Source organism: Bacillus sp. BS3(2021), assembly GCF_021043345.1.
Classification (GTDB): domain Bacteria; phylum Bacillota; class Bacilli; order Bacillales; family Bacillaceae; genus Bacillus; species Bacillus paralicheniformis.
In genome coordinates, this window is sequence record NZ_JAJNDM010000014.1 from 33,753 (window position 1) to 50,928 (window position 17,176).

A 17,176-nucleotide genomic window follows, 5' to 3' on the forward strand; every position below is an offset into this window, starting at 1 on the left:
GTGATGGATTTATCCTGTGATTAGAGAGAAGTGGTTTTTCATGAAAAAAAATGCGCTGGCGATTTTAAGGATTGTAATTCCGGCGGCTGTTCTTTTGTTTGTCTTTTTTCAAGCGAAAAAAGAACTGGCCGGGCTGTCTTTTAAAGCAACATTTTTGATTATCGATCAAATTAATCGGGTTGACCTGTTTATCCTTGTTTTTCTCGGACTTGCCGCCATTTTGGCGATGACATTATACGATTTTGTTCTGGTTCGCTCCCTCGGAATGAAGGTTTCGAAATGGAAGACGATCAAGGTGTCCTGGATCGCTAACTCGCTTAACAATGTTCTCGGGTTCGGCGGATTGTCCGGTGCAGGATTGAGAACGATCCTTTACAAAGAGCATGTTGATGATGTGAAGAAGCTGATCAGGGGGATCGCATGGCTTGCGTCTTCGATTCTTCTCGGGCTGTCTGTCCTCTGCCTTCTCGTCCTTGCCGGGATTCTGCCTGCCGGAGATCTGTTTACAGAAAAAGCGTGGGTGCTGCTGGCTGTTACCGGTACGGCGATAATCGCTCCCGGTACGGCCATCATTTTAATGATCAAAAAGAGGAGAAGCGCAGGAGCCGAAAAAGGCATGCGGCTTTCGGTCTTCTTTTCGTATTTGGGTGCATCTGTGATCGAGTGGTTTGCCGCTGCAGCGGTTATGTATTATTCCCTTGTAACGATGGGGGTCGATTTAGATGCGAAAACCGTTCTCGGCGTTTTTACAATTGCATCTGTAGCCGGAATGATCAGTCTCGTTCCCGGCGGATTCGGTTCGTTCGACCTGCTTTTTTTGGTGGGGATGAGCAAGCTTGGGGTTGATCAGGAAATCACTCTGACGGCGATTGTGCTTTACAGGCTTGCCTATTCGTTTATCCCTTTTGTATTCGGCCTTATTTTTGCAGCAGCCGATTTGACTGGGAATACAATGAAGAAGCTCGAAGAAAAGCCGATTATTGCCCCGGCAATAGAAACGACCAATATTCTGTTGATTTTACACAGAGCGCTGTTATTCAGACTGCTGAACGGTTCGCTTTCAGTCATCGCGTTTTGCAGCGGAGCGATTGTGATCGCATCCGTGGCGCTGCCGATTGACAGGATTACATTGATACCGAATATTCCGAAGTACATGCTGGTGTTTTTTAACGGCTTGTCCCTCAGTTTCGGCTTGATTTTGCTGATCCTGCCGCTGGAGCTTTATCGGAGGACAAAGAGATCTTATTATATGACGCTGACCGCTTTGGTTCTTGCCTTTCTGTTCACGCTTTTTAAAGGTTTTAATATTAGCGCGGTCTTCATGATTCCTGTGGTATTTGTCCTGTTTGTCCTGCTGAGGGGGCAGTTTACAAGGGAGCGGGCTGTCTACACATTCGGGCAAATCGCATGGGGAGCTTTTATCTTTCTCTTTACTTTGCTGAATTACAATATTATCGCTTCAAACATTTGGGAGGCGCTCGGCCATATTCTCGTAAAAGATTATTTCATTCACAGTGAACGTCATGTCGACTTCGCGACGTTTTTTGCATTATTTTTCGTTCCGCTGTATTTCGTTGTTTTCATCTGGACGTTTAACAGGAAAACGAAAGAGGTCGGTGAAGCTCCTGACCCGGAGAAACTGGAGGCATTCTTAAAAGAAAAAGGCGGAAACGCTTTGAGTCATTTGGGTTTTTTAGGTGACAAGCGGTTTTTTTATTCAAGCGACGGGAATGCGCTGATTCAATTCGCCAAAGTCGGTCAGCGTCTCGTTGTGCTCGGCGACCCGTCCGGCCTGGAAGGCTCGTTTCCGCTCGTGATCAAAGAATTTCTTCATACGGCTGACCAAAAAGGGTATCTTGTCATTTTCTATCAGATCGAACGAGAAGACATGGGGCTCTATCATGATTTCGGATACCGTTTTTTCAAGCTTGGAGAAGAGGCGATTGTCGACCTTGACACCTTTACAATCACCGGAAAAAAGCGGGCCGGGTTAAGGGCGATTCACAACCGCTTTGAACGGGAAGGGTATACATTTCATGTCGAACAGCCGCCGTTTTCGGCAGAATTCCTCAACGAGTTGAGGCAGGTATCTGATGAATGGCTCGGCCGAAAAAAAGAAAAAGGCTTTTCGCTCGGGTTTTTTCATGAAGATTATTTGCAGAAAGCGCCGATTGCCGTTTTAAAAAGCGAAGAAGGCGAGATCGTCGCGTTTATGAATATCATGCCGATGTACCGCGAAGGGGAAATATCCATCGATCTGATGCGCTATTCGAAGAAAGCGCCGAAAGGAATCATGGATGCGCTGTTCATCTATTTATTTCAATGGGGAAAAGAACAGGGCTACACGGCCTTCAATATGGGAATGGCCCCTTTATCGAATGTAGGGACATCGTTTCAGTCATTCTGGACGGAGCGATTAGCCGCTGTGATTTTCAACAATGTCAGCTACATGTACAGTTTTAGCGGACTGCGGTCTTTTAAAGAAAAATATAAACCGGTTTGGCGGGGAAAATATTTAGCCTACCGGAAAAACCGATCTCTCCCGGTGACGATGATCCTTGTGACGAGGCTGATCGGAAGGAGAACGAAGTGAGGCCGTTTTTTAAAACGGTCTTTTTTAGATTGCCATTGTAAGAAGCAATGAAAGGCGGTATACTGCAAATGATTGGAAGGAAAGGATCGAACTCGACAAATGGGGGATCAAAATGAAGCAAATTGAAGTATTAAGATATGACGCATTTTCAAAGACGGCGGGTCTGGGAAACCCGGCGGGCATCGTGCTTGAAGCAGACGGATTGACCGATCGTGAAATGCAGAAGATCGCTGAACAGGCAGGCTATAACGAAACGTCTTTCCTGCTGCCGAGCGAGTCGGCCGACATAAGGATCCGCTACTTTACGCCGGGCCATGAAATGAATCTATGCGGACATGCGACTGTTGCTTCACTTTATGCGCTTCTGGAAAAAGGCGCGATCGAAGCCGGGGCGGAGTTGAAGGTCGAAACAAAAGCGGGTGTTCTTTCCGTGTATACCGCTTCTGACGGCAATCAGCGGTTTTTGGTGACGTTGGAGCAGGCGCCACCGAGTTTTCAGTCATTCACAGGAAGCAGAAGCCAACTGGCGGAAGCGCTGGGGATCAGCGAAGCGGACTTTCATGAAGCATTGCCCGTTGTTTATGGCAGCACAGGGATATGGACATTGCTTGTGCCGGTGAGAGATTTGGCCGCAATCCGCAGGATGAAGCCCGTTCAAGCTGAATTCCCCAACATTTTAACCGAAATGCCGCGGGCATCAGTCCACCCGTTTTGCCTGGAGACGATTCATCGGGATTGCCAGCTTCACGGCAGGCATTTTTCATCGCCTTATTCCGGAACGAGTGAAGATCCTGTCACAGGAACAGCATCAGGAGTGATGGGCGCTTATATGAAAACGTACGGAAAGGAATTCTGTGAAGAGGGCCGGACTGATTTTCTAATCGAACAGGGCCAGGAAATGGGAAAAGACGGAAAAGTGAAAATCGAAGTTGCGGAACAAAACGGCATCATGAAAGTGCGGATGACAGGAACCGCTGTATTTGCTGAAAAGCAGAGCTTCGAGGTGTAAAACAGATACCGCCTTTTTTTAACGAGTGATGATCATTGCAAACGCCAGCGGTAAACATTATAATCAACAATGATAATCATTTTCATTTGAGGGGGCGGCCACATGAACGACACGCTGGAAATTCAAAGTATTCGCGATTGTGTCAGAAATAGAAGAACGATTCGAAAGTTTAAACAGGATCCGGTGCCGAAAGAAGTGGTGCTGGAACTCTTGGAAGATGCGGTTTATGCGCCGAACCACAAGCTGACAGAACCGTGGCGGTTCATTTATATCGGGACGGAAAGCGGGAAAAAGAAGCATGCCGACAATTTAAAAGCGGCGTTTAAAGAGCTCAAGCCGAATATGCAGGAAGAACAAATCAATAAGTTCAGAGAGCATATTCTCAGCGTTCCGGCTTTTCTCTTCGTTATTATGAAAGAAGACGAAAACGAACGGGTCAGAAGAGATGATTTTGCAGCCGTCAGCTGTTTGATCCAGAATCTTCAGCTTCTCGCTTGGGAAAAAGGCATCGGCATGGTATGGAAGAGCGGGGAAGTTCTTTCTCATGAAACATTGCACAGGTTAATGGGGCTGAAGCGCGATGAGCGGGTAGCAGCTCTCTTGCAGATCGGATATCCTGCGGAAATTCCTGAAGCGAAGCACAGGACCCCGGCAGCACAGCTACTGACCGAATTAACTTAAAGAATGAGGCCCGGGAATCCCGGGCCTCGATTATTATTTTGACTGCCGCTTTTCCGCGCGCTTATCAGCCGCCTGCATGCGGGCTTGTGCTTCGCGGTCATCCTGATCGGCGAGTTCAGCAGAATATTCCTCGTATACTCCGTCAGCTTCTCTCTTATACTGATCAGGAACTTGAGGGAGCTTTTGCTTGTTTTTGTCACGGTTTTTGTGGATTGCATTTCTGCCCATATGATCACTCCTCATCAATAATCGGCCGGTCAAGCTTTATTGTTCGCTGATCAGGCTCCCGCTATGCATTACGATTTTTCCCTTGCGGCGCGCTCAGCCCTTTTAAATTCGCGCGAATATCTGACTTCCTGCGTCTTGTTCAGAGAGGATTTAAAATGCTCCCGTTTTTTCTTGTCAGCCATCTTTTCAAGCCTCCTCAAAACCTCAGTTATTCACAGGCTGTCCGTTTCAACGGCATTTATACAAGTTTTAAGCTTCTTTTAACCGGCGGTTTTCCTCTTCGAATGTTCTCATGCTGTACAGCGTGTACATATCTTTCGGAATTTCATACAGGTGAAATGTATCGCTGCCGGCCCAGTCAAGATCAGTCTTGACGGCATAGGGGAGCTTTTCCGCCGCTTTGAGGGAGCGCATATTTGTTTTTCTGATTTTCATAAAAACGGCTTCGATTTGCTTTTCATAAAAAAGCTCGCAAAAAAACGTGTCTTTCGCCCGTTGATTCAAGCCTTTTCCATGATAAGGTTTGCCGAGCCATGTGCCAAGGAAGCCTTTTTGATCTTCGATTTCATACAAGCTGATGCAGCCGACCGGGTTTTCCCATTCATCAAGTATCGTTCGCGATATCAGCTTTCCCTGTTCTTCTTCTTCGATCATGTTTTTGACATGAAACATATACTCTTCAATCGTCTCCGCTTTATTTCTGACAAAAGGGAAGACATCCGGATGAATCATCAGTTCAAAAAGTGCATAGCAGTCGGTCAGTTCCCGTTTCTTCAGCATGGCAGCCCCTCCTTAGTTTGAGGGCGGCTTTTACAGCAGAACGGGACGCATAAATCCACCCTCGGAATTTTTTAATTTGCGGAAACAGTTGTCCGCGTATCTTGCACATCCATTAAAAAATTCGGGGTGGGAATCGAACCCACTAAAACCAGAGACCTGGTGGCGCACCATTTGCCTTCCCTGTATTGTATGCTGCTAAAAAGATACTTACATTTTACGCAGCTGGGAAAGGAAAAGCTACAAGGCTTTTGTTGGGAAAACAGCTTTTATGTCAAAAGGTGTTGCAGGGCATCTTCCAGTTCGGGATATATGAAATGATAGCCGTTCTGAAGCGCTTTTTTCGGGAGGACGCGCTGCCCTTTCAGCACGAGCATGCTCATTTCTCCGAGGATGCCTTTTATTACAAATTCGGGAACCGGAAGCCAGTGGGGGCGCTTTTCTACTTTCGCGACGGTTTGTCCGAAGGTTTCCATCTGAACGGGATTCGGTGCCGTGACATTGACAGGGCCGGACAGCTGAGGCTGCTCAATCGCTGATAATATCATGCCGACGACGTCTTCGATATGAATCCACGGCACCCATTGCTGCCCTGAGCCGACGCGTCCGCCTGCAAACAATTGATAGGGGAACACCATTTTTGGGAGCGCCCCTCCGTCTTTTCCAAGCACCATGCCAAAACGCATCCAGACGGTGCGGATGCCAAGCGCTTCAATTGGTTCGCTGTCGTTCTGCTTAAAAAATCCTCAGCTGAGACGGGGGATTCCTCTGTGAATGTCTGTTCAAGACTCGTTCCGTAAATGCCGACTGCGCTCGCCTGAATGAAGGTGTTCGGCTTCTTCCGAAGACTTTGTATGATACGGGCCGACTCCTGCACGGAGCGGAGGCGGCTTGCAGCGATTTCCGCCTTCGTTTTTTCATTCCAACGGCCGAAAAGTGATTTTCCGGCTAAATTGATCCAAACATCGATATCGGTCAGCTCTGTTTCAGGGCGGGTGCCGTTTTTTTGCCAGAGAACGTAAGAAGTGTTTTTTTGTTCGGTTTCAGCCGGTTTTCTTGTTAAAATATAGACGTGATGTCCCCGGGCGGTTAAGGCGTTTGTCAAATGCCTGCCGATAAAACCCGTCCCGCCGGAAATCGCAATCTTCATCATGATTCCTCCCTTTCATGATCATTAACCTTATTGTAAAAGAAGAAAACAAAAGAAGGGAGTTATTTATGCCATATATTACAAAGATTTCTGCCCAGAAAAACAATGAAGAGCGGGTCAATATTTTTCTGGATGAAAAGTATGCGTTCAGCGTCGACCTGGACGTGCTCGTCAAGTTTGACCTGCGAAAAGGCAAAGAGCTTGATGAGCTTGATATCATTGAGATTCAGTACGGAGACGACGTTAAAAAAGGGTTCAAAAAAGCGCTCGATTATTTGTCATACCGGATGCGCTCGACAAAGGAAGTTAAAGACCATCTCAAGAAAAAAGACGTCGCAGACTCCGCGATCACAGAAATCCTGCATATGCTTAAAGGTTATAATTATTTGGACGACCGCGAATTTGCGGCTGCATATGTCAGCTCCCACAGAAAAACGAGCGGCAAAGGCCCCGATGTCCTATTCAGAGAGCTTAAATTGAAAGGGATCGATGATGAACTGATTCAGGAAGCGCTCAGTTCGTTTTCGTTTTCCGATCAGGTCGAGGCCGCGGTCAAGCATGCGGAAAAAGTGCTGAAAAAAGAAAAAAAGCTGTCCTCCAAAGAGACGAAACAGGCCATCGAACAGCACCTTGTCAGAAAGGGGTTCTCCTTCGATGTCATCTCGGCCGCGCTTCAGGAAACGGATTACGAAAACGACGACAGCGCTGAAAGGGAAGCGCTTGAGAAGCAAGGGGAAAAAGCGATGAAGAGGTGCGGTTATGACGGATCATACGAAACGAAAATGAAGGTCAAACAGCATCTGTTCAGAAAAGGCTTTTCAATCGACATGATTGATCAATTTTTAGATGAAAAGGGATGAGAATATGGAGAAAAGATACAGTGAAATGACTGCACACGAACTGCACCAGGAAATCGCGGGTCTGACCGAAAAGGCAAGAAAAGCGGAACAAATGGGGATTGTGAATGAACTGGCCGTCCACGAACGAAAAATCGCGATGGCGAAAGCTTACCTTCTTGATCCGGCCGATTTTAAAGCCGGCAACGTATACGAAATCGAAAATGGGGGCGACGATTTCCATATCCGCTATATAAACGGCGTGTTCGCCTGGGGATACCGTCTTTCGTCACCTGATCATGAAGAGGCTCTGCCGATTTCTTTATTAAAAGAAAAGGGCTAAGCCAAAAGCTTAAACCCTTTTCGCAAATGTTATCTTGTCCGGATGCGCGTGTTGCGCTGGAGAATGATGAGGTCCTGGGTCTGCTGCGTTTCTCCGTTTACCTGCGCGCGTGCATGCTTTGTGTTTGCCCATGGCTGCGGATAGTTTTGCGTTTTCATCTGGTTAAAATCGTTTGTATACGGTTTGCGATTTGCACACAAAAGAAATCACTCCATCCCAGAAAAGTTTAGCGTTTGCCAGAAGCCCTCATTCTTTCTTGCGGATGAGTATTTGTGCTTCCGTCAGGGCGCTTTGAAGCAAAATCATCTTTGGCCCGGGGCTCGCCTTCAAATTTATTGTTGTTCATGTTCGGAAAGCCTCTTGATTTATTTCGCATCTCTTTTAGGCTCCTCCAATCAAGTCCATAATGTTTGCGTCTTCGGTTCGGAAGACGTAAGGTTAGTATATGAAAAGGACGACGTTTTCAAAAAGAAAGTTTTTTCCTTAGGGAAAGGGGGAAAAGCCAAGTGGAAGAGTACTTTGAAAAGCTGACAAATGCGCTTCTTGAAAAAAATCATATGCTGAGTTACGCACAAGCCAGAACATGGGTTGAACTGCTGTGGGGGGATTTCGAGGCGACATTTGCAAAGGCCGGCCACCCGTACAGAGGAAAAGAGCTGACAGAGCGTGTCGTCAAAGAGTGGATTGAGCACTATGGCAGCAAGTTGCATTTATTTCAAAATGATAAGCCTTATTACAAGGATCTGTTCTCCGGAGGCCGCGGGCTGCTTCATTAAGCATTTCTTTCGAAAAGAATGATTGGCGTGAAAGCGATTGTCATTGGTTCCGGATTGCCGGTGCCAGCGCCGCATATCAAAAGGAGCCCGGATGGCGCATGAAGGGCGTGAAGGCAAGGCGAGGCCGGAGCGGGAGCCGTCTGTCCGTTGAAGCGAAGACTGGTGTAAGCTTGCCTGATCAATGACCATTACATTGTGTCATTCGCCGATTCCCGGGTTGTCGGGAGGAGCCGCAAGAGGAGCGGGGTCACGGTTTCGACTGCAGCATAACGGCGTGAAGTCATGAAAAAAGCTCTGTCTGCAGCGTTCGGTCTTCCATCATGGAACAGTCGGAGAAATCAAATCCGGTTTTCACCCGATGACAAAGGGCATATTAAGGGGAAGGATTTGATTGCGGCGGCGGGCTTTGACCTCCGGTTTGACAAGCGGTCCTTACGAGGTTTTCCCTGCGGCTTCTTTGGCTTTTGGTGAAGAGCAGGGGTTTAATTTGGAAAAATATGATTCAATGCGAAAAATGTCGTAAAATGGGAAAACCATTAGGCTATCGTGTTTGATTCTAAAGCAATATCATTTTTTTACCACTTGTTCATAGATGTCTGATATAATGACAAAATAATCTTGTAGAAAATAGTACAGCGTGCCCACAGTTTTCCTTTTGTTGTGTGGGAAGCGGCTAGATGCAAGTATCCTGCCAAACGGATGCCGGATGCAATTTTATTATGTCCAAAAGAGGTGCCTTTAAGTGAAGAGAGGATTCGTTTCAATCATTATTCCTTCATACAATGAAGCAAGCAATATTAAATTGATTTATGAATCGTTGAGGAACGAATTTCAATCCATTGATTATGATTATGAAATTTATTACATAAATGATGGAAGCACTGATCAAACATTGGAGGAAATTAAAAAGCTAGCCGAAAAAAGCGAGCGTGTGAAATATATTTCGTTTTCACGGAATTTCGGCAAGGAGGCAGCCATCCTTGCCGGTTTTCAGCATGCCCGCGGCGATGCCGTTGTGGTGATGGATGCGGATTTGCAGCACCCGACATACCTCCTGCACGATTTTATTAAAGGGTATGAGGAAGGCTATGATCAAGTGGTCGCCCAGCGCAACAGAAAGGGAGACAACCCTGTGCGCTCCTACTTGTCGTCCCTTTATTACCGCTTTATCAATAATGCCGTGGAAGTCGATTTAAGGGACGGCGTCGGCGATTTTCGTCTTTTAAGCAGAAAAGCCGTCAATGCGATGCTGAAGCTGAGCGAAGGCAACAGGTTCTCAAAAGGGCTGTTTTGCTGGATCGGTTTTGACCAAAAGATTGTTTATTACGAGAACGTCGAAAGGAAAAACGGAAAGTCCAAGTGGTCGTTCCGCCACTTGTTGAACTATGGAATCGACGGGGTTGTGTCGTTCAACAACAGACCGCTGAGAATTTGTTTTTACGCCGGTATTTTTATCCTTTTTCTATCGCTTATTTATATCGCTGCGACATTCATCAGAATCTTAAAATACGGTGTGATCGTTCCCGGCTATTTTACGATTATTTCCGCCGTCCTGTTTCTCGGCGGCATCCAGCTTCTCAGCCTCGGAATCATCGGCGAATACATCGGGCGCATTTATTATGAGACGAAAAAGCGGCCTCATTACTTAATACAGGAGGCAAACATCGCTCATGGAGAAACTCATGAAAATCGTGAATCCTGAATTTATTCGCTTCGCCGTCGTCGGTGCAGTGAATACTTTGAATTACTATGCGGTGTATTTGCTGCTGCATGTTTTGCTTCAGTTGAATTATATGGTTTCTCATATTGCCGCTTTTTTCGTCAGTCTTGTGATTTCTTTTTTCTTGAACTGCTATTTTACATTTAAAATCAAGCCGACGCTGGCAAAGTTTTTGCAATTTCCGCTGACACAGCTGTTTAATTTGACGGTATCTTCTTTGTTCGTCTACACGTTTGTGAATTTTTTCAAGATGAACAGTGAGGCAGCTCCGCTTGCCTCCATGTTTTTAACCGTTCCTCTGACATTTTTAGTGACAGGGAAGATTTTGAAAAAAGACAGGGGAAGAGTATGAAGAAAACAGTTTTTTTATTTGTGATCGCAAGCGTTGCAGTTTCCTTGGCCGCCCATTCCTTTTTTCTGTATGAATGGGCGCATGACCGCTACATGACTGGGAACGGCGATGGACTTGCACAAATGATTATTTTTAAGTCGTTTCTTTTTGAACAATACAAACAAGGGAACTTCTTTTATTCGTATTCTTTCGGTCTCGGAGGCGGGATCTACAGCCAGCTTGGCTATTATTTCACGACGTCTTTTGTCTTCATCGCTTCATCCGCAGCCATTTTTCTGATGCAGCTTTTGCATTTGGCCGGGGATGCGGACCCTTTGTTTTGGGCGCAGGCCTCTGTATTCATCAGTGTCATCAAGCTCAGCCTGATCATTTTAGCGTCAGCGTATGCGTTAAACGGCATGGTGAAAAACAAGCTTGCCGCCTTTACGGGTGCGGTCTTGTACGGTACGTCGGTCATCTATTTCAGGCACACGGTGTTCTGGGAATTTTTCAGCGACGCCATGCTGTGGCTGCCGCTGCTTGTTGCCGGAGCCGAGAAAGTTATCAGGGAAAAGCGGACAGGATTGTTTATTACGGCTTGTTCTTTAACGCTGATCAATAACTTTTATTTTGCCTATATCAACTTGATTTTCATTGCGATCTATATTATCTTCCGCTGGCTGATCCGGCTAGACCCGGAAAAGGAAGCGCCGAGGTGGAAACAATTCGGGATGTTCGCCGCTTCATGCCTGATTTCTTTCGGAATCAGCGCGGTTTCCTTTGTGCCTGCAGTTTACGGATTTTTAAACAATTTACGGCCGCCGTATGAACAGGCTGTCGCTGTATACGATCTGACGGACAACATTCTGTTTTCCAGCCGCATTGTCTTGCTGCCTGCTGTCTTTATGCTGTTCTTGTTCGCGTTTTCGTTCTATAAAAATAAAACGTTCAGGCTGTTTGCCTCAATCAGTGTGCTGCTTGTGCTTTTGCACTACAGCCCGCTTGCGGCAAGCGCGTTCAACGGCTTCTCCGCTCCGCAGAACCGCTTTGAATACCTGCTCGCTTTTACGATCGGGGGAGCGGCGGCCGCAGGAATGACCGAACTGAAAAACATCAGGCGGAAAGAGATGATATGGTCCATCCTGCTCGCCCTTCTGGTTTATATCGCGGTCATTTGGCGAAAAGACGTGGATTTATCACTGATGCAAAATTGGAGCATGCTTGTGCTTCTGTTCCTGACAATCGCCATCTTTACGGCGGCGGGGTTTCAATATAAGAAATCGCAGCTTTTTTTGCAAGCCTGCATTTTATTATCGTCCGTTCTCGTGGCGAACACGTATCAGAAATATGTTCTGTCTGAGTCAAGCGGCATTAAAGACGTCACAAAAAGCTATTTGACCAGCAATGAGTACAATGGCGAAGAACAGCGCCGCCTCTTAAACAACATTCGAAAAGACGATGACGGTGACCCGTATACAAGAATCGACTGGATGAACGGCGTGCGCAACAATACTCCGCTGATGCAGGATTTTAACGGCTTCAGCGCCTACTCAAGCATTCTCAATCGCGATCTTCTCCTGTTTTATTGGGAAGACCTGCAAATCGATATGGGAAGGGAAAGCGTCAGCCGCTACGCATCGATGGGCGACCGGGCCAACTTGTACAGCTTGCTGTACGGCAAGTATTACATGACGGAAAAAGAGAATGCCGCCAATGTTCCGTACGGGTTTATCAAAACGGATGAATCAGAGCACTACGCGGTCTATAAAAACAAATACACCATGCCGTTTATCCGGACCGCGCGGACAGTATTTACGGAAAAAGATTTAGCGGATGCGCCTGTTTTAGCGCGGGAGCATGCGATGCTTGAAGGAATCGTGCTTGAGAATGGCGATGATGGAAAAGTGCAGCCGCCGGACGTTCCTGATTTGATGAAACAGACAAAGCTGAAAACCGAAGGGGCGAGCTATCATAACGGCGTCCTCGACGTCACCGCCGAAAATGGCGGCATCGATCTCATTCCCGAAGGCGGGCTCCTGAAAGAAGGCGACTATTATGTCGGATTTTATTTGAAAAGCCTTGCAAAAGACCAATTCTTTAACTTGCGGGTCAATGATTATGTAACATCAAGAAAATCGAACGAGTCGATTTACAAAACAGGTGTTTACGATTTAACGATCAGGGTCCCGAAAACAGATAAAATTTCAATCAGGCTGCCAAAAGGGAAATATCAATTGGACCATTTGAGCCTGCACCAGGAAGACTATCAATTGCTGAAAAAAGCGGCCGCCCAAAAAGCGCCGGCCGCCGACTTGGACTGGCGGAACAATCAAGTGTCCATCAGCTTTGACAATCAAAATGGAGACCGCTACATGGTCCTGCCGGTTCCGTACGAAAAAGGCTGGGAAGTCACTGTAAACGGAAAACCGCAAACCGTCCATAAGGCAAATTACGCGTTTATCGGATTTTCAATAGAAAAAGGGAAAAACGACATCCGGCTCGTTTATTACCCGCCGTACTTCAAAGCTGCCTTGGCCGTGACAGTCATCAGCCTCATCATCGGAATCTGGTACGGCAGAAGGAGAAAAAAGCTTGGCTCTTAAACAGAGCCAAGCTTTAATTTTTTCTGAAGTTTTTCCTCGCTGAAAATCCATCCCGTATAGGAGGTGATTAATTCGAGCGTGTCTCTGTCGATGTGCGCGATCGCCACGAAAGGGTAGTGTCCTTTGCTGCGGTATCGCAGGTCGATAAAGCGGACTTCGTAGTGATCTTTATACGTATCGATCTCCCATTTGTAAACCGGTGAGAATGAAAGAAACGCCGAAATGTTCTTATCTTGTTTCGCCGCTTTCATCACGTTCGTATCCGGCACAGGCACCCTGTTGAAGGTGTCGACGATGACGACGTTTCCGTCCATGCTTCGTCCGACGTAAAAAGCCGATTTTGCTTTGACGGCAATTCGCCACTGCCTGAATTTCATCGTAGGCGAAATAATGATTTCTTCAATATCTTCGATTTTTTCACGGAGCTCATGCTTGATGTTCCTCTGCATGAAATACCTCACCAGATAATAACCGGCCAAGACGATGTAAAGAGCCAAAAATGTATAGCCCTGATGAGCGCCTGCCAGCCAAAAGGCGATGGCTATGAGATGGCTGACGAAAATAAACGGATCAAATGTATTAATCAAGCCGAGCGCTACCCATTTCCTTGAAAAAGGTCTGATCGCCTGTGTTCCGTATGCATTAAAAATATCCACGAACACATGAAGCGCGACCGCGGCAAAGGTCCAAAGCCACAGGTGAAGCAGATTGGCTTCGGGATAAAAGAGCATGAGAATGCCCGGAATCATCAGCGACCAGGCGAGAACAGCGGGGATGGAATGGGTGAATCCCCTGTGGTGCCTAATATAAACAGCGTTGTTTTTCAATTTCAAAACGGTATCGATATCCGGAGCCTGAGATCCGGCGATTGTCGCAATCATCACGGCTTGAGCCATTGATGGGTCCATTCCGACAACTGGATCAAGCGTCGCAATGCCTCCGAGTGCAACGCCCATGACAACATGTGTGCCAGTATCCATTGGTGACCTCCCCTAATGGTGCTAGAAAATCATTTTATTTTCCAAAAACAGAACGAACGACGGACCTTGCCTGAAATATTTAACGCTTTTGCTTTCTTCACTTTTAATGTAACATGTTATCGTATATGCATATAGTTTACAACAAAAAGCCGAAGTAACAAAAGATCGGTATGCAAATGTGACGTGCACAGGCAAGGAGAAGTTTCATGATGGATCTGCAAAAGAAATTAGAGCAAAAAAACATCAAACAATTTCAAGAAGATTTAATTTCTTGGTATGAGCAAGAAAAACGGGATCTGCCATGGCGCTCAGACAGCGACCCTTATAAGGTATGGGTGTCAGAAGTGATGCTTCAGCAGACGAGAGTGGACACGGTGATTCCTTACTTCAACAACTTTATCGAAAAATTCCCGACCGTTGAAGCGCTCGCTGAAGCCGACGAAGAAAAAGTGCTTAAAGCCTGGGAAGGACTGGGATACTATTCAAGAGTTCGGAACTTGCAGAGCGCTGTCAGGGAAGTCCACGAACGATACGGAGGAGTGGTTCCTCCTTCAAAAGAGGAATTCGGCAGCTTAAAAGGTGTCGGCCCTTATACAAGAGGCGCGGTGCTAAGCATCGCCTACAATCAGCCGGTACCCGCGGTGGACGGAAATGTCATGCGGGTCATGTCACGGATTCTTTCCGTATGGGATGATATCGCAAAGCCTAAAACCAAAACCCTGTTTGAAAAAATTGTCGAAGCGTTTATTTCTGAAGAAAAACCGTCCGAATTTAACCAGGGGCTGATGGAGCTTGGCGCTGTCATCTGTACGCCGAAATCGCCATCCTGCCTTCTCTGTCCCGTCCGAGAACACTGTTCCGCTTTTGCAGAAGGCTGTGAAAAAGAGCTTCCGGTTAAAAGCAAAAAGAAAAAACCCTCGGTAAAAACTCTTGCAGCCGTTGTCCTGACTGATGAAGAAGGATACATCTATATCCATAAAAGACCGGCATCAGGCCTTTTGGCAAACCTTTGGGAATTCCCGAACACAGAAACGCAGAAAGGGCTGAAGCACGAGCGCGAGCAGCTTGCGGCTTTTTTGAAAGAAGCAGCCGGAATAGAGGCCGAAATCGGTCCGCTTGAAGGAATCGTAGAACACGTGTTTACACACCTTGTCTGGAACATTTCTGTCTTTTTCGGGAAAACGCTCGATCAACCGGATGATTCATACTTTAAAAAGGTCACGAAAGAAGAGCTCGCTGAATATGCCTTCCCGGTTTCGCATCAGAAAATATGGAATATGTATATGAAATAGGCAGCTTGACTGTGCATGCTGCCCGTTAGTCGTACTGGATGGTGGTGCCGTGCGTATAATCGGCTTCCTGGCGGCGCAGTCCGCCTCTTGCTTGAATTTCTTTCACAACCTCCAGGTATTCGGCATGCCCTTCTTCATTAAGGAATGGCATGATTTGCTGGAAGGCGCGGTGAAAATAGAGAAGCTCCGCATCTTTCCACTCGTTTTTCGGCGTGTGGTCGAGCTCGCTCATATCGCGTCCTACGTACATAAGGCGAATGCCTCCTTTTTGATCGTGTTATGAGCTATTTTTTATCAGATTTTTAATCACTATACTAGGAGATGAATGACAAATGGAACAAAGAAAATGTGCCCTTATTACAGGAAGCAGCCGCGGCGTCGGCAAAGCAGCCGCCCTGAGGCTTGCCGAAAACGGCTACAATATCGTCATCAACTATGCAAGAAGCAAAAAAGCGGCCCTTGAGACGGCTGAAGAAATCGAAAAGCTCGGTGTCAAAGCATTGGTCGTCAAGGCGAATGTCGGGCAGCCGGCGAAAATAAAAGATATGTTTCAGCAAATCGAGGAAGCCTTCGGCAGACTGGACGTGTTCGTCAACAATGCTGCATCCGGCGTATTACGCCCCGTCATGGAGCTTGAGGAAAGCCATTGGGACTGGACGATGAACATCAATGCGAAAGCTCTGCTATTCTGCGCGCAGGAAGCGGCAAAGCTGATGGAGAAAACGGGAGGCGGCCACATTGTGAGCATCAGTTCGCTCGGTTCGATCCGTTATTTGGAAAACTATACGACAGTCGGCGTTTCAAAAGCTGCGCTTGAATCATTGACAAGATATCTCGCTGTTGAGCTTGCGGCGAAAAACATCATCGTCAATGCGGTTTCCGGAGGCGCGATCGATACAGACGCCCTGAAGCACTTCCCGAACCGCGAAGAACTTTTGGAAGATGCCCGGCAAAATACGCCTGCCGGCCGCATGGTTGAGATTAGCGACATGGTCGATGCGGTGGAATTTTTAACGTCAGGGAAAGCGGATATGATCCGCGGACAGACGATCATTATTGACGGCGGCCGTTCACTGCTCGTGTAAATTTTTCGCGTTCAATGAATAGGATATCATCCTCCTGCACAATCTAATGGTCGTGGAGGTGATATACAATGGCTAACCAACAATCCAAAACAAACGCACAAAAAGTAAGACAACAAAACCAAGCTTCTGCACAAGGTGGTCAGTTCGGCACTGAATTTGCCAGCGAAACTGACGCGCAGCAAGTAAGACAAAATAACCAACAAGCTGAGCAAAAAAAACAGCAAAACAGCTAATCACTGAAACAGGAAAAAGCACTTCACCATCGGATGAGGTGCTTTTTTCTTTTCGTTTTTTTGATCCGACAAAACATCCGAATCTTAGCCAGAATCAGTCAAAGGACATCCGGCATGTATAGAGAAATGTTAGTTAGGCAATAAATGGAGTAGAGCATAGAATGGAGGATCCCGAATGCCGGAATTTGAAAACTTGGTTCAGGGGCAGATGGAGATTATGGATAAGCTGCTGTATCTGCAAGCGGAGATTGAAAGATGCCAGAAAATTGAAAAAGAATTGGCTGCCCTTGAAAAGAAAGCCCAGCTTTTATCGATCCGGGAAGATATATCCCAGAAGCGGAAAGATCTTGCTCAAATTCAGGATTTATTCCAAAAGCAGACGGAGCAGGTGATTCAGGCTTATCAAAGAATCGAAGCATGAGCCTCTCTTTATCGTTTTTAGAAAAGAGCCATTCCTGTTCGGGAGTGGCTGTTTTATTTTCATTTTTTATTTTCAAACGTTATAATAAATAAAAGAACTGTCGGACAGGCGATGTGAC

General features: G+C 46.6%; 19 protein-coding genes and 2 pseudogenes. 13 read left to right on the forward strand and 8 right to left on the reverse strand.

Annotation, left to right across the window (positions count from 1 at the left end; genetic code table 11):
• The first annotated feature begins 40 nt into the window (after positions 1 to 40).
• The 3 genes from mprF to LQ247_RS21335 all read left to right on the forward strand — a co-directional run bounded on the left by mprF (position 41) and on the right by LQ247_RS21335 (position 4,283).
• Positions 41 to 2,593, forward strand: a complete 2,553-nt coding sequence (gene mprF / locus LQ247_RS21325) for a bifunctional lysylphosphatidylglycerol flippase/synthetase MprF (protein WP_023856445.1) — start codon at positions 41 to 43, stop codon at positions 2,591 to 2,593.
• A gap of 112 nt (positions 2,594 to 2,705) precedes the next feature.
• Positions 2,706 to 3,602, forward strand: coding sequence for a PhzF family phenazine biosynthesis isomerase (locus LQ247_RS21330; protein WP_020450616.1), 897 nt, complete (start codon positions 2,706 to 2,708; stop codon positions 3,600 to 3,602).
• A 102-nt stretch (positions 3,603 to 3,704) separates the two neighbouring features.
• The gene (locus LQ247_RS21335) at positions 3,705 to 4,283 is read left to right on the forward strand and encodes a nitroreductase family protein (RefSeq protein ID WP_020450617.1); all 579 of its coding nucleotides are present in this window, start codon (positions 3,705 to 3,707) and stop codon (positions 4,281 to 4,283) included.
• 33 nt (positions 4,284 to 4,316) lie between these two features.
• On the opposite strand, the gene LQ247_RS21340 is transcribed toward LQ247_RS21335, so the two are convergent.
• From LQ247_RS21340 to LQ247_RS21355, 4 genes and pseudogenes are all read right to left on the reverse strand, one after another.
• A complete protein-coding gene (locus tag LQ247_RS21340; RefSeq protein WP_020450618.1) occupies positions 4,317 to 4,511 on the reverse strand; it encodes a YfhD family protein in 195 nt (64 codons plus the stop codon).
• 68 nt (positions 4,512 to 4,579) lie between these two features.
• Positions 4,580 to 4,693, reverse strand: coding sequence for a YfhE family protein (locus LQ247_RS21345; protein WP_023856002.1), 114 nt, complete (start codon positions 4,691 to 4,693; stop codon positions 4,580 to 4,582).
• 67 nt (positions 4,694 to 4,760) lie between these two features.
• Entirely contained in the window at positions 4,761 to 5,291 is a 531-nt protein-coding gene (locus LQ247_RS21350) for a GNAT family N-acetyltransferase (protein ID WP_043054191.1), read from the reverse strand.
• Between the two features lie 266 nt (positions 5,292 to 5,557).
• Positions 5,558 to 6,438: pseudogene (locus LQ247_RS21355) on the reverse strand (TIGR01777 family oxidoreductase).
• Positions 6,439 to 6,506: 68 nt separating this feature from the next.
• Here LQ247_RS21355 and recX point away from each other — a divergent pair.
• Both recX and LQ247_RS21365 read left to right on the forward strand, forming a co-directional pair.
• On the forward strand, positions 6,507 to 7,298 hold the full coding sequence (gene recX / locus LQ247_RS21360) for a recombination regulator RecX (RefSeq protein ID WP_231006583.1): 792 nt from the start codon (positions 6,507 to 6,509) through the stop codon (positions 7,296 to 7,298).
• A gap of 4 nt (positions 7,299 to 7,302) precedes the next feature.
• Complete coding sequence (locus LQ247_RS21365; protein WP_224146587.1) at positions 7,303 to 7,617, forward strand: YfhH family protein; 315 nt, start codon at positions 7,303 to 7,305, stop codon at positions 7,615 to 7,617.
• Between the two features lie 29 nt (positions 7,618 to 7,646).
• On the opposite strand, the gene LQ247_RS21370 is transcribed toward LQ247_RS21365, so the two are convergent.
• Positions 7,647 to 7,817, reverse strand: a complete 171-nt coding sequence (locus LQ247_RS21370) for a YpzG family protein (protein WP_003179922.1) — start codon at positions 7,815 to 7,817, stop codon at positions 7,647 to 7,649.
• A 26-nt stretch (positions 7,818 to 7,843) separates the two neighbouring features.
• Entirely contained in the window at positions 7,844 to 7,993 is a 150-nt protein-coding gene (locus tag LQ247_RS21375) for a small, acid-soluble spore protein K (RefSeq protein ID WP_003179924.1), read from the reverse strand.
• Between the two features lie 130 nt (positions 7,994 to 8,123).
• On the opposite strand from LQ247_RS21375, the gene LQ247_RS21380 reads away from it, so the two are divergent.
• From LQ247_RS21380 to LQ247_RS21395, 4 genes are all read left to right on the forward strand, one after another.
• Positions 8,124 to 8,393, forward strand: coding sequence for a YfhJ family protein (locus LQ247_RS21380; protein ID WP_026580622.1), 270 nt, complete (start codon positions 8,124 to 8,126; stop codon positions 8,391 to 8,393).
• Positions 8,394 to 9,135: 742 nt separating this feature from the next.
• Positions 9,136 to 10,095 carry a glycosyltransferase family 2 protein gene (locus tag LQ247_RS21385; protein WP_020450623.1) on the forward strand — a complete coding sequence of 320 codons (960 nt, stop codon included), beginning with the start codon at positions 9,136 to 9,138 and terminating at the stop codon, positions 10,093 to 10,095.
• Positions 10,064 to 10,465: a GtrA family protein gene (locus LQ247_RS21390; RefSeq protein ID WP_020450624.1), complete on the forward strand. Its 402-nt coding sequence runs from the start codon at positions 10,064 to 10,066 to the stop codon at positions 10,463 to 10,465. Before LQ247_RS21385 ends, LQ247_RS21390 begins: the two co-directional genes overlap by 32 nt.
• Complete coding sequence (locus tag LQ247_RS21395) at positions 10,462 to 13,047, forward strand: YfhO family protein (protein WP_231006584.1); 2,586 nt, start codon at positions 10,462 to 10,464, stop codon at positions 13,045 to 13,047. The genes LQ247_RS21390 and LQ247_RS21395 overlap by 4 nt, the downstream gene beginning before the upstream one ends.
• On the opposite strand, the gene LQ247_RS21400 is transcribed toward LQ247_RS21395, so the two are convergent.
• Complete coding sequence (locus tag LQ247_RS21400) at positions 13,044 to 14,027, reverse strand: metal-dependent hydrolase (protein WP_023855996.1); 984 nt, start codon at positions 14,025 to 14,027, stop codon at positions 13,044 to 13,046. The two genes, LQ247_RS21395 and LQ247_RS21400, sit on opposite strands and share 4 nt — an antisense overlap.
• 206 nt (positions 14,028 to 14,233) lie before the next feature.
• On the opposite strand from LQ247_RS21400, the gene mutY reads away from it, so the two are divergent.
• The gene (mutY, locus tag LQ247_RS21405) at positions 14,234 to 15,319 is read left to right on the forward strand and encodes an A/G-specific adenine glycosylase (RefSeq protein ID WP_020450627.1); all 1,086 of its coding nucleotides are present in this window, start codon (positions 14,234 to 14,236) and stop codon (positions 15,317 to 15,319) included.
• Positions 15,320 to 15,344: 25 nt separating this feature from the next.
• Here mutY and LQ247_RS21410 read toward each other — a convergent pair whose 3' ends face one another.
• Entirely contained in the window at positions 15,345 to 15,569 is a 225-nt protein-coding gene (locus LQ247_RS21410) for a hypothetical protein (protein WP_020450628.1), read from the reverse strand.
• An 82-nt stretch (positions 15,570 to 15,651) separates the two neighbouring features.
• On the opposite strand from LQ247_RS21410, the gene fabL reads away from it, so the two are divergent.
• The 3 genes and pseudogenes from fabL (at position 15,652) to LQ247_RS21425 (ending at position 17,058) form a co-directional block, all read left to right on the forward strand.
• Entirely contained in the window at positions 15,652 to 16,404 is a 753-nt protein-coding gene (gene fabL, locus LQ247_RS21415) for an enoyl-[acyl-carrier-protein] reductase FabL (RefSeq protein ID WP_020450629.1), read from the forward strand.
• Positions 16,405 to 16,487: 83 nt separating this feature from the next.
• Positions 16,488 to 16,637: pseudogene (locus LQ247_RS21420) on the forward strand (gamma-type small acid-soluble spore protein); the annotation flags it as partial.
• 175 nt (positions 16,638 to 16,812) lie between these two features.
• Positions 16,813 to 17,058, forward strand: coding sequence for a YgaB family protein (locus LQ247_RS21425; protein ID WP_003179940.1), 246 nt, complete (start codon positions 16,813 to 16,815; stop codon positions 17,056 to 17,058).
• Positions 17,059 to 17,176 lie beyond the last annotated feature (118 nt).

What these genes read in the sequence shown, in the direction of transcription:
- mprF (WP_023856445.1), top strand. Translation starts at nt 41, where the DNA reads ATGAAAAAAAATGCGCTGGCGATTTTAAGGATTGTAATTCCGGCGGCT.
- LQ247_RS21330 (WP_020450616.1), top strand. Translation starts at nt 2,706, where the DNA reads ATGAAGCAAATTGAAGTATTAAGATATGACGCATTTTCAAAGACGGCG.
- LQ247_RS21335 (WP_020450617.1), top strand. Translation starts at nt 3,705, where the DNA reads ATGAACGACACGCTGGAAATTCAAAGTATTCGCGATTGTGTCAGAAAT.
- LQ247_RS21340 (WP_020450618.1), bottom strand. Translation starts at nt 4,511, where the DNA reads ATGGGCAGAAATGCAATCCACAAAAACCGTGACAAAAACAAGCAAAAG.
- LQ247_RS21345 (WP_023856002.1), bottom strand. Translation starts at nt 4,693, where the DNA reads ATGGCTGACAAGAAAAAACGGGAGCATTTTAAATCCTCTCTGAACAAG.
- LQ247_RS21350 (WP_043054191.1), bottom strand. Translation starts at nt 5,291, where the DNA reads ATGCTGAAGAAACGGGAACTGACCGACTGCTATGCACTTTTTGAACTG.
- recX (WP_231006583.1), top strand. Translation starts at nt 6,507, where the DNA reads ATGCCATATATTACAAAGATTTCTGCCCAGAAAAACAATGAAGAGCGG.
- LQ247_RS21365 (WP_224146587.1), top strand. Translation starts at nt 7,303, where the DNA reads ATGGAGAAAAGATACAGTGAAATGACTGCACACGAACTGCACCAGGAA.
- LQ247_RS21375 (WP_003179924.1), bottom strand. Translation starts at nt 7,993, where the DNA reads ATGCGAAATAAATCAAGAGGCTTTCCGAACATGAACAACAATAAATTT.
- LQ247_RS21390 (WP_020450624.1), top strand. Translation starts at nt 10,064, where the DNA reads ATGGAGAAACTCATGAAAATCGTGAATCCTGAATTTATTCGCTTCGCC.
- LQ247_RS21395 (WP_231006584.1), top strand. Translation starts at nt 10,462, where the DNA reads ATGAAGAAAACAGTTTTTTTATTTGTGATCGCAAGCGTTGCAGTTTCC.
- LQ247_RS21400 (WP_023855996.1), bottom strand. Translation starts at nt 14,027, where the DNA reads ATGGATACTGGCACACATGTTGTCATGGGCGTTGCACTCGGAGGCATT.
- mutY (WP_020450627.1), top strand. Translation starts at nt 14,234, where the DNA reads ATGATGGATCTGCAAAAGAAATTAGAGCAAAAAAACATCAAACAATTT.
- LQ247_RS21410 (WP_020450628.1), bottom strand. Translation starts at nt 15,569, where the DNA reads ATGTACGTAGGACGCGATATGAGCGAGCTCGACCACACGCCGAAAAAC.
- fabL (WP_020450629.1), top strand. Translation starts at nt 15,652, where the DNA reads ATGGAACAAAGAAAATGTGCCCTTATTACAGGAAGCAGCCGCGGCGTC.
- LQ247_RS21425 (WP_003179940.1), top strand. Translation starts at nt 16,813, where the DNA reads ATGCCGGAATTTGAAAACTTGGTTCAGGGGCAGATGGAGATTATGGAT.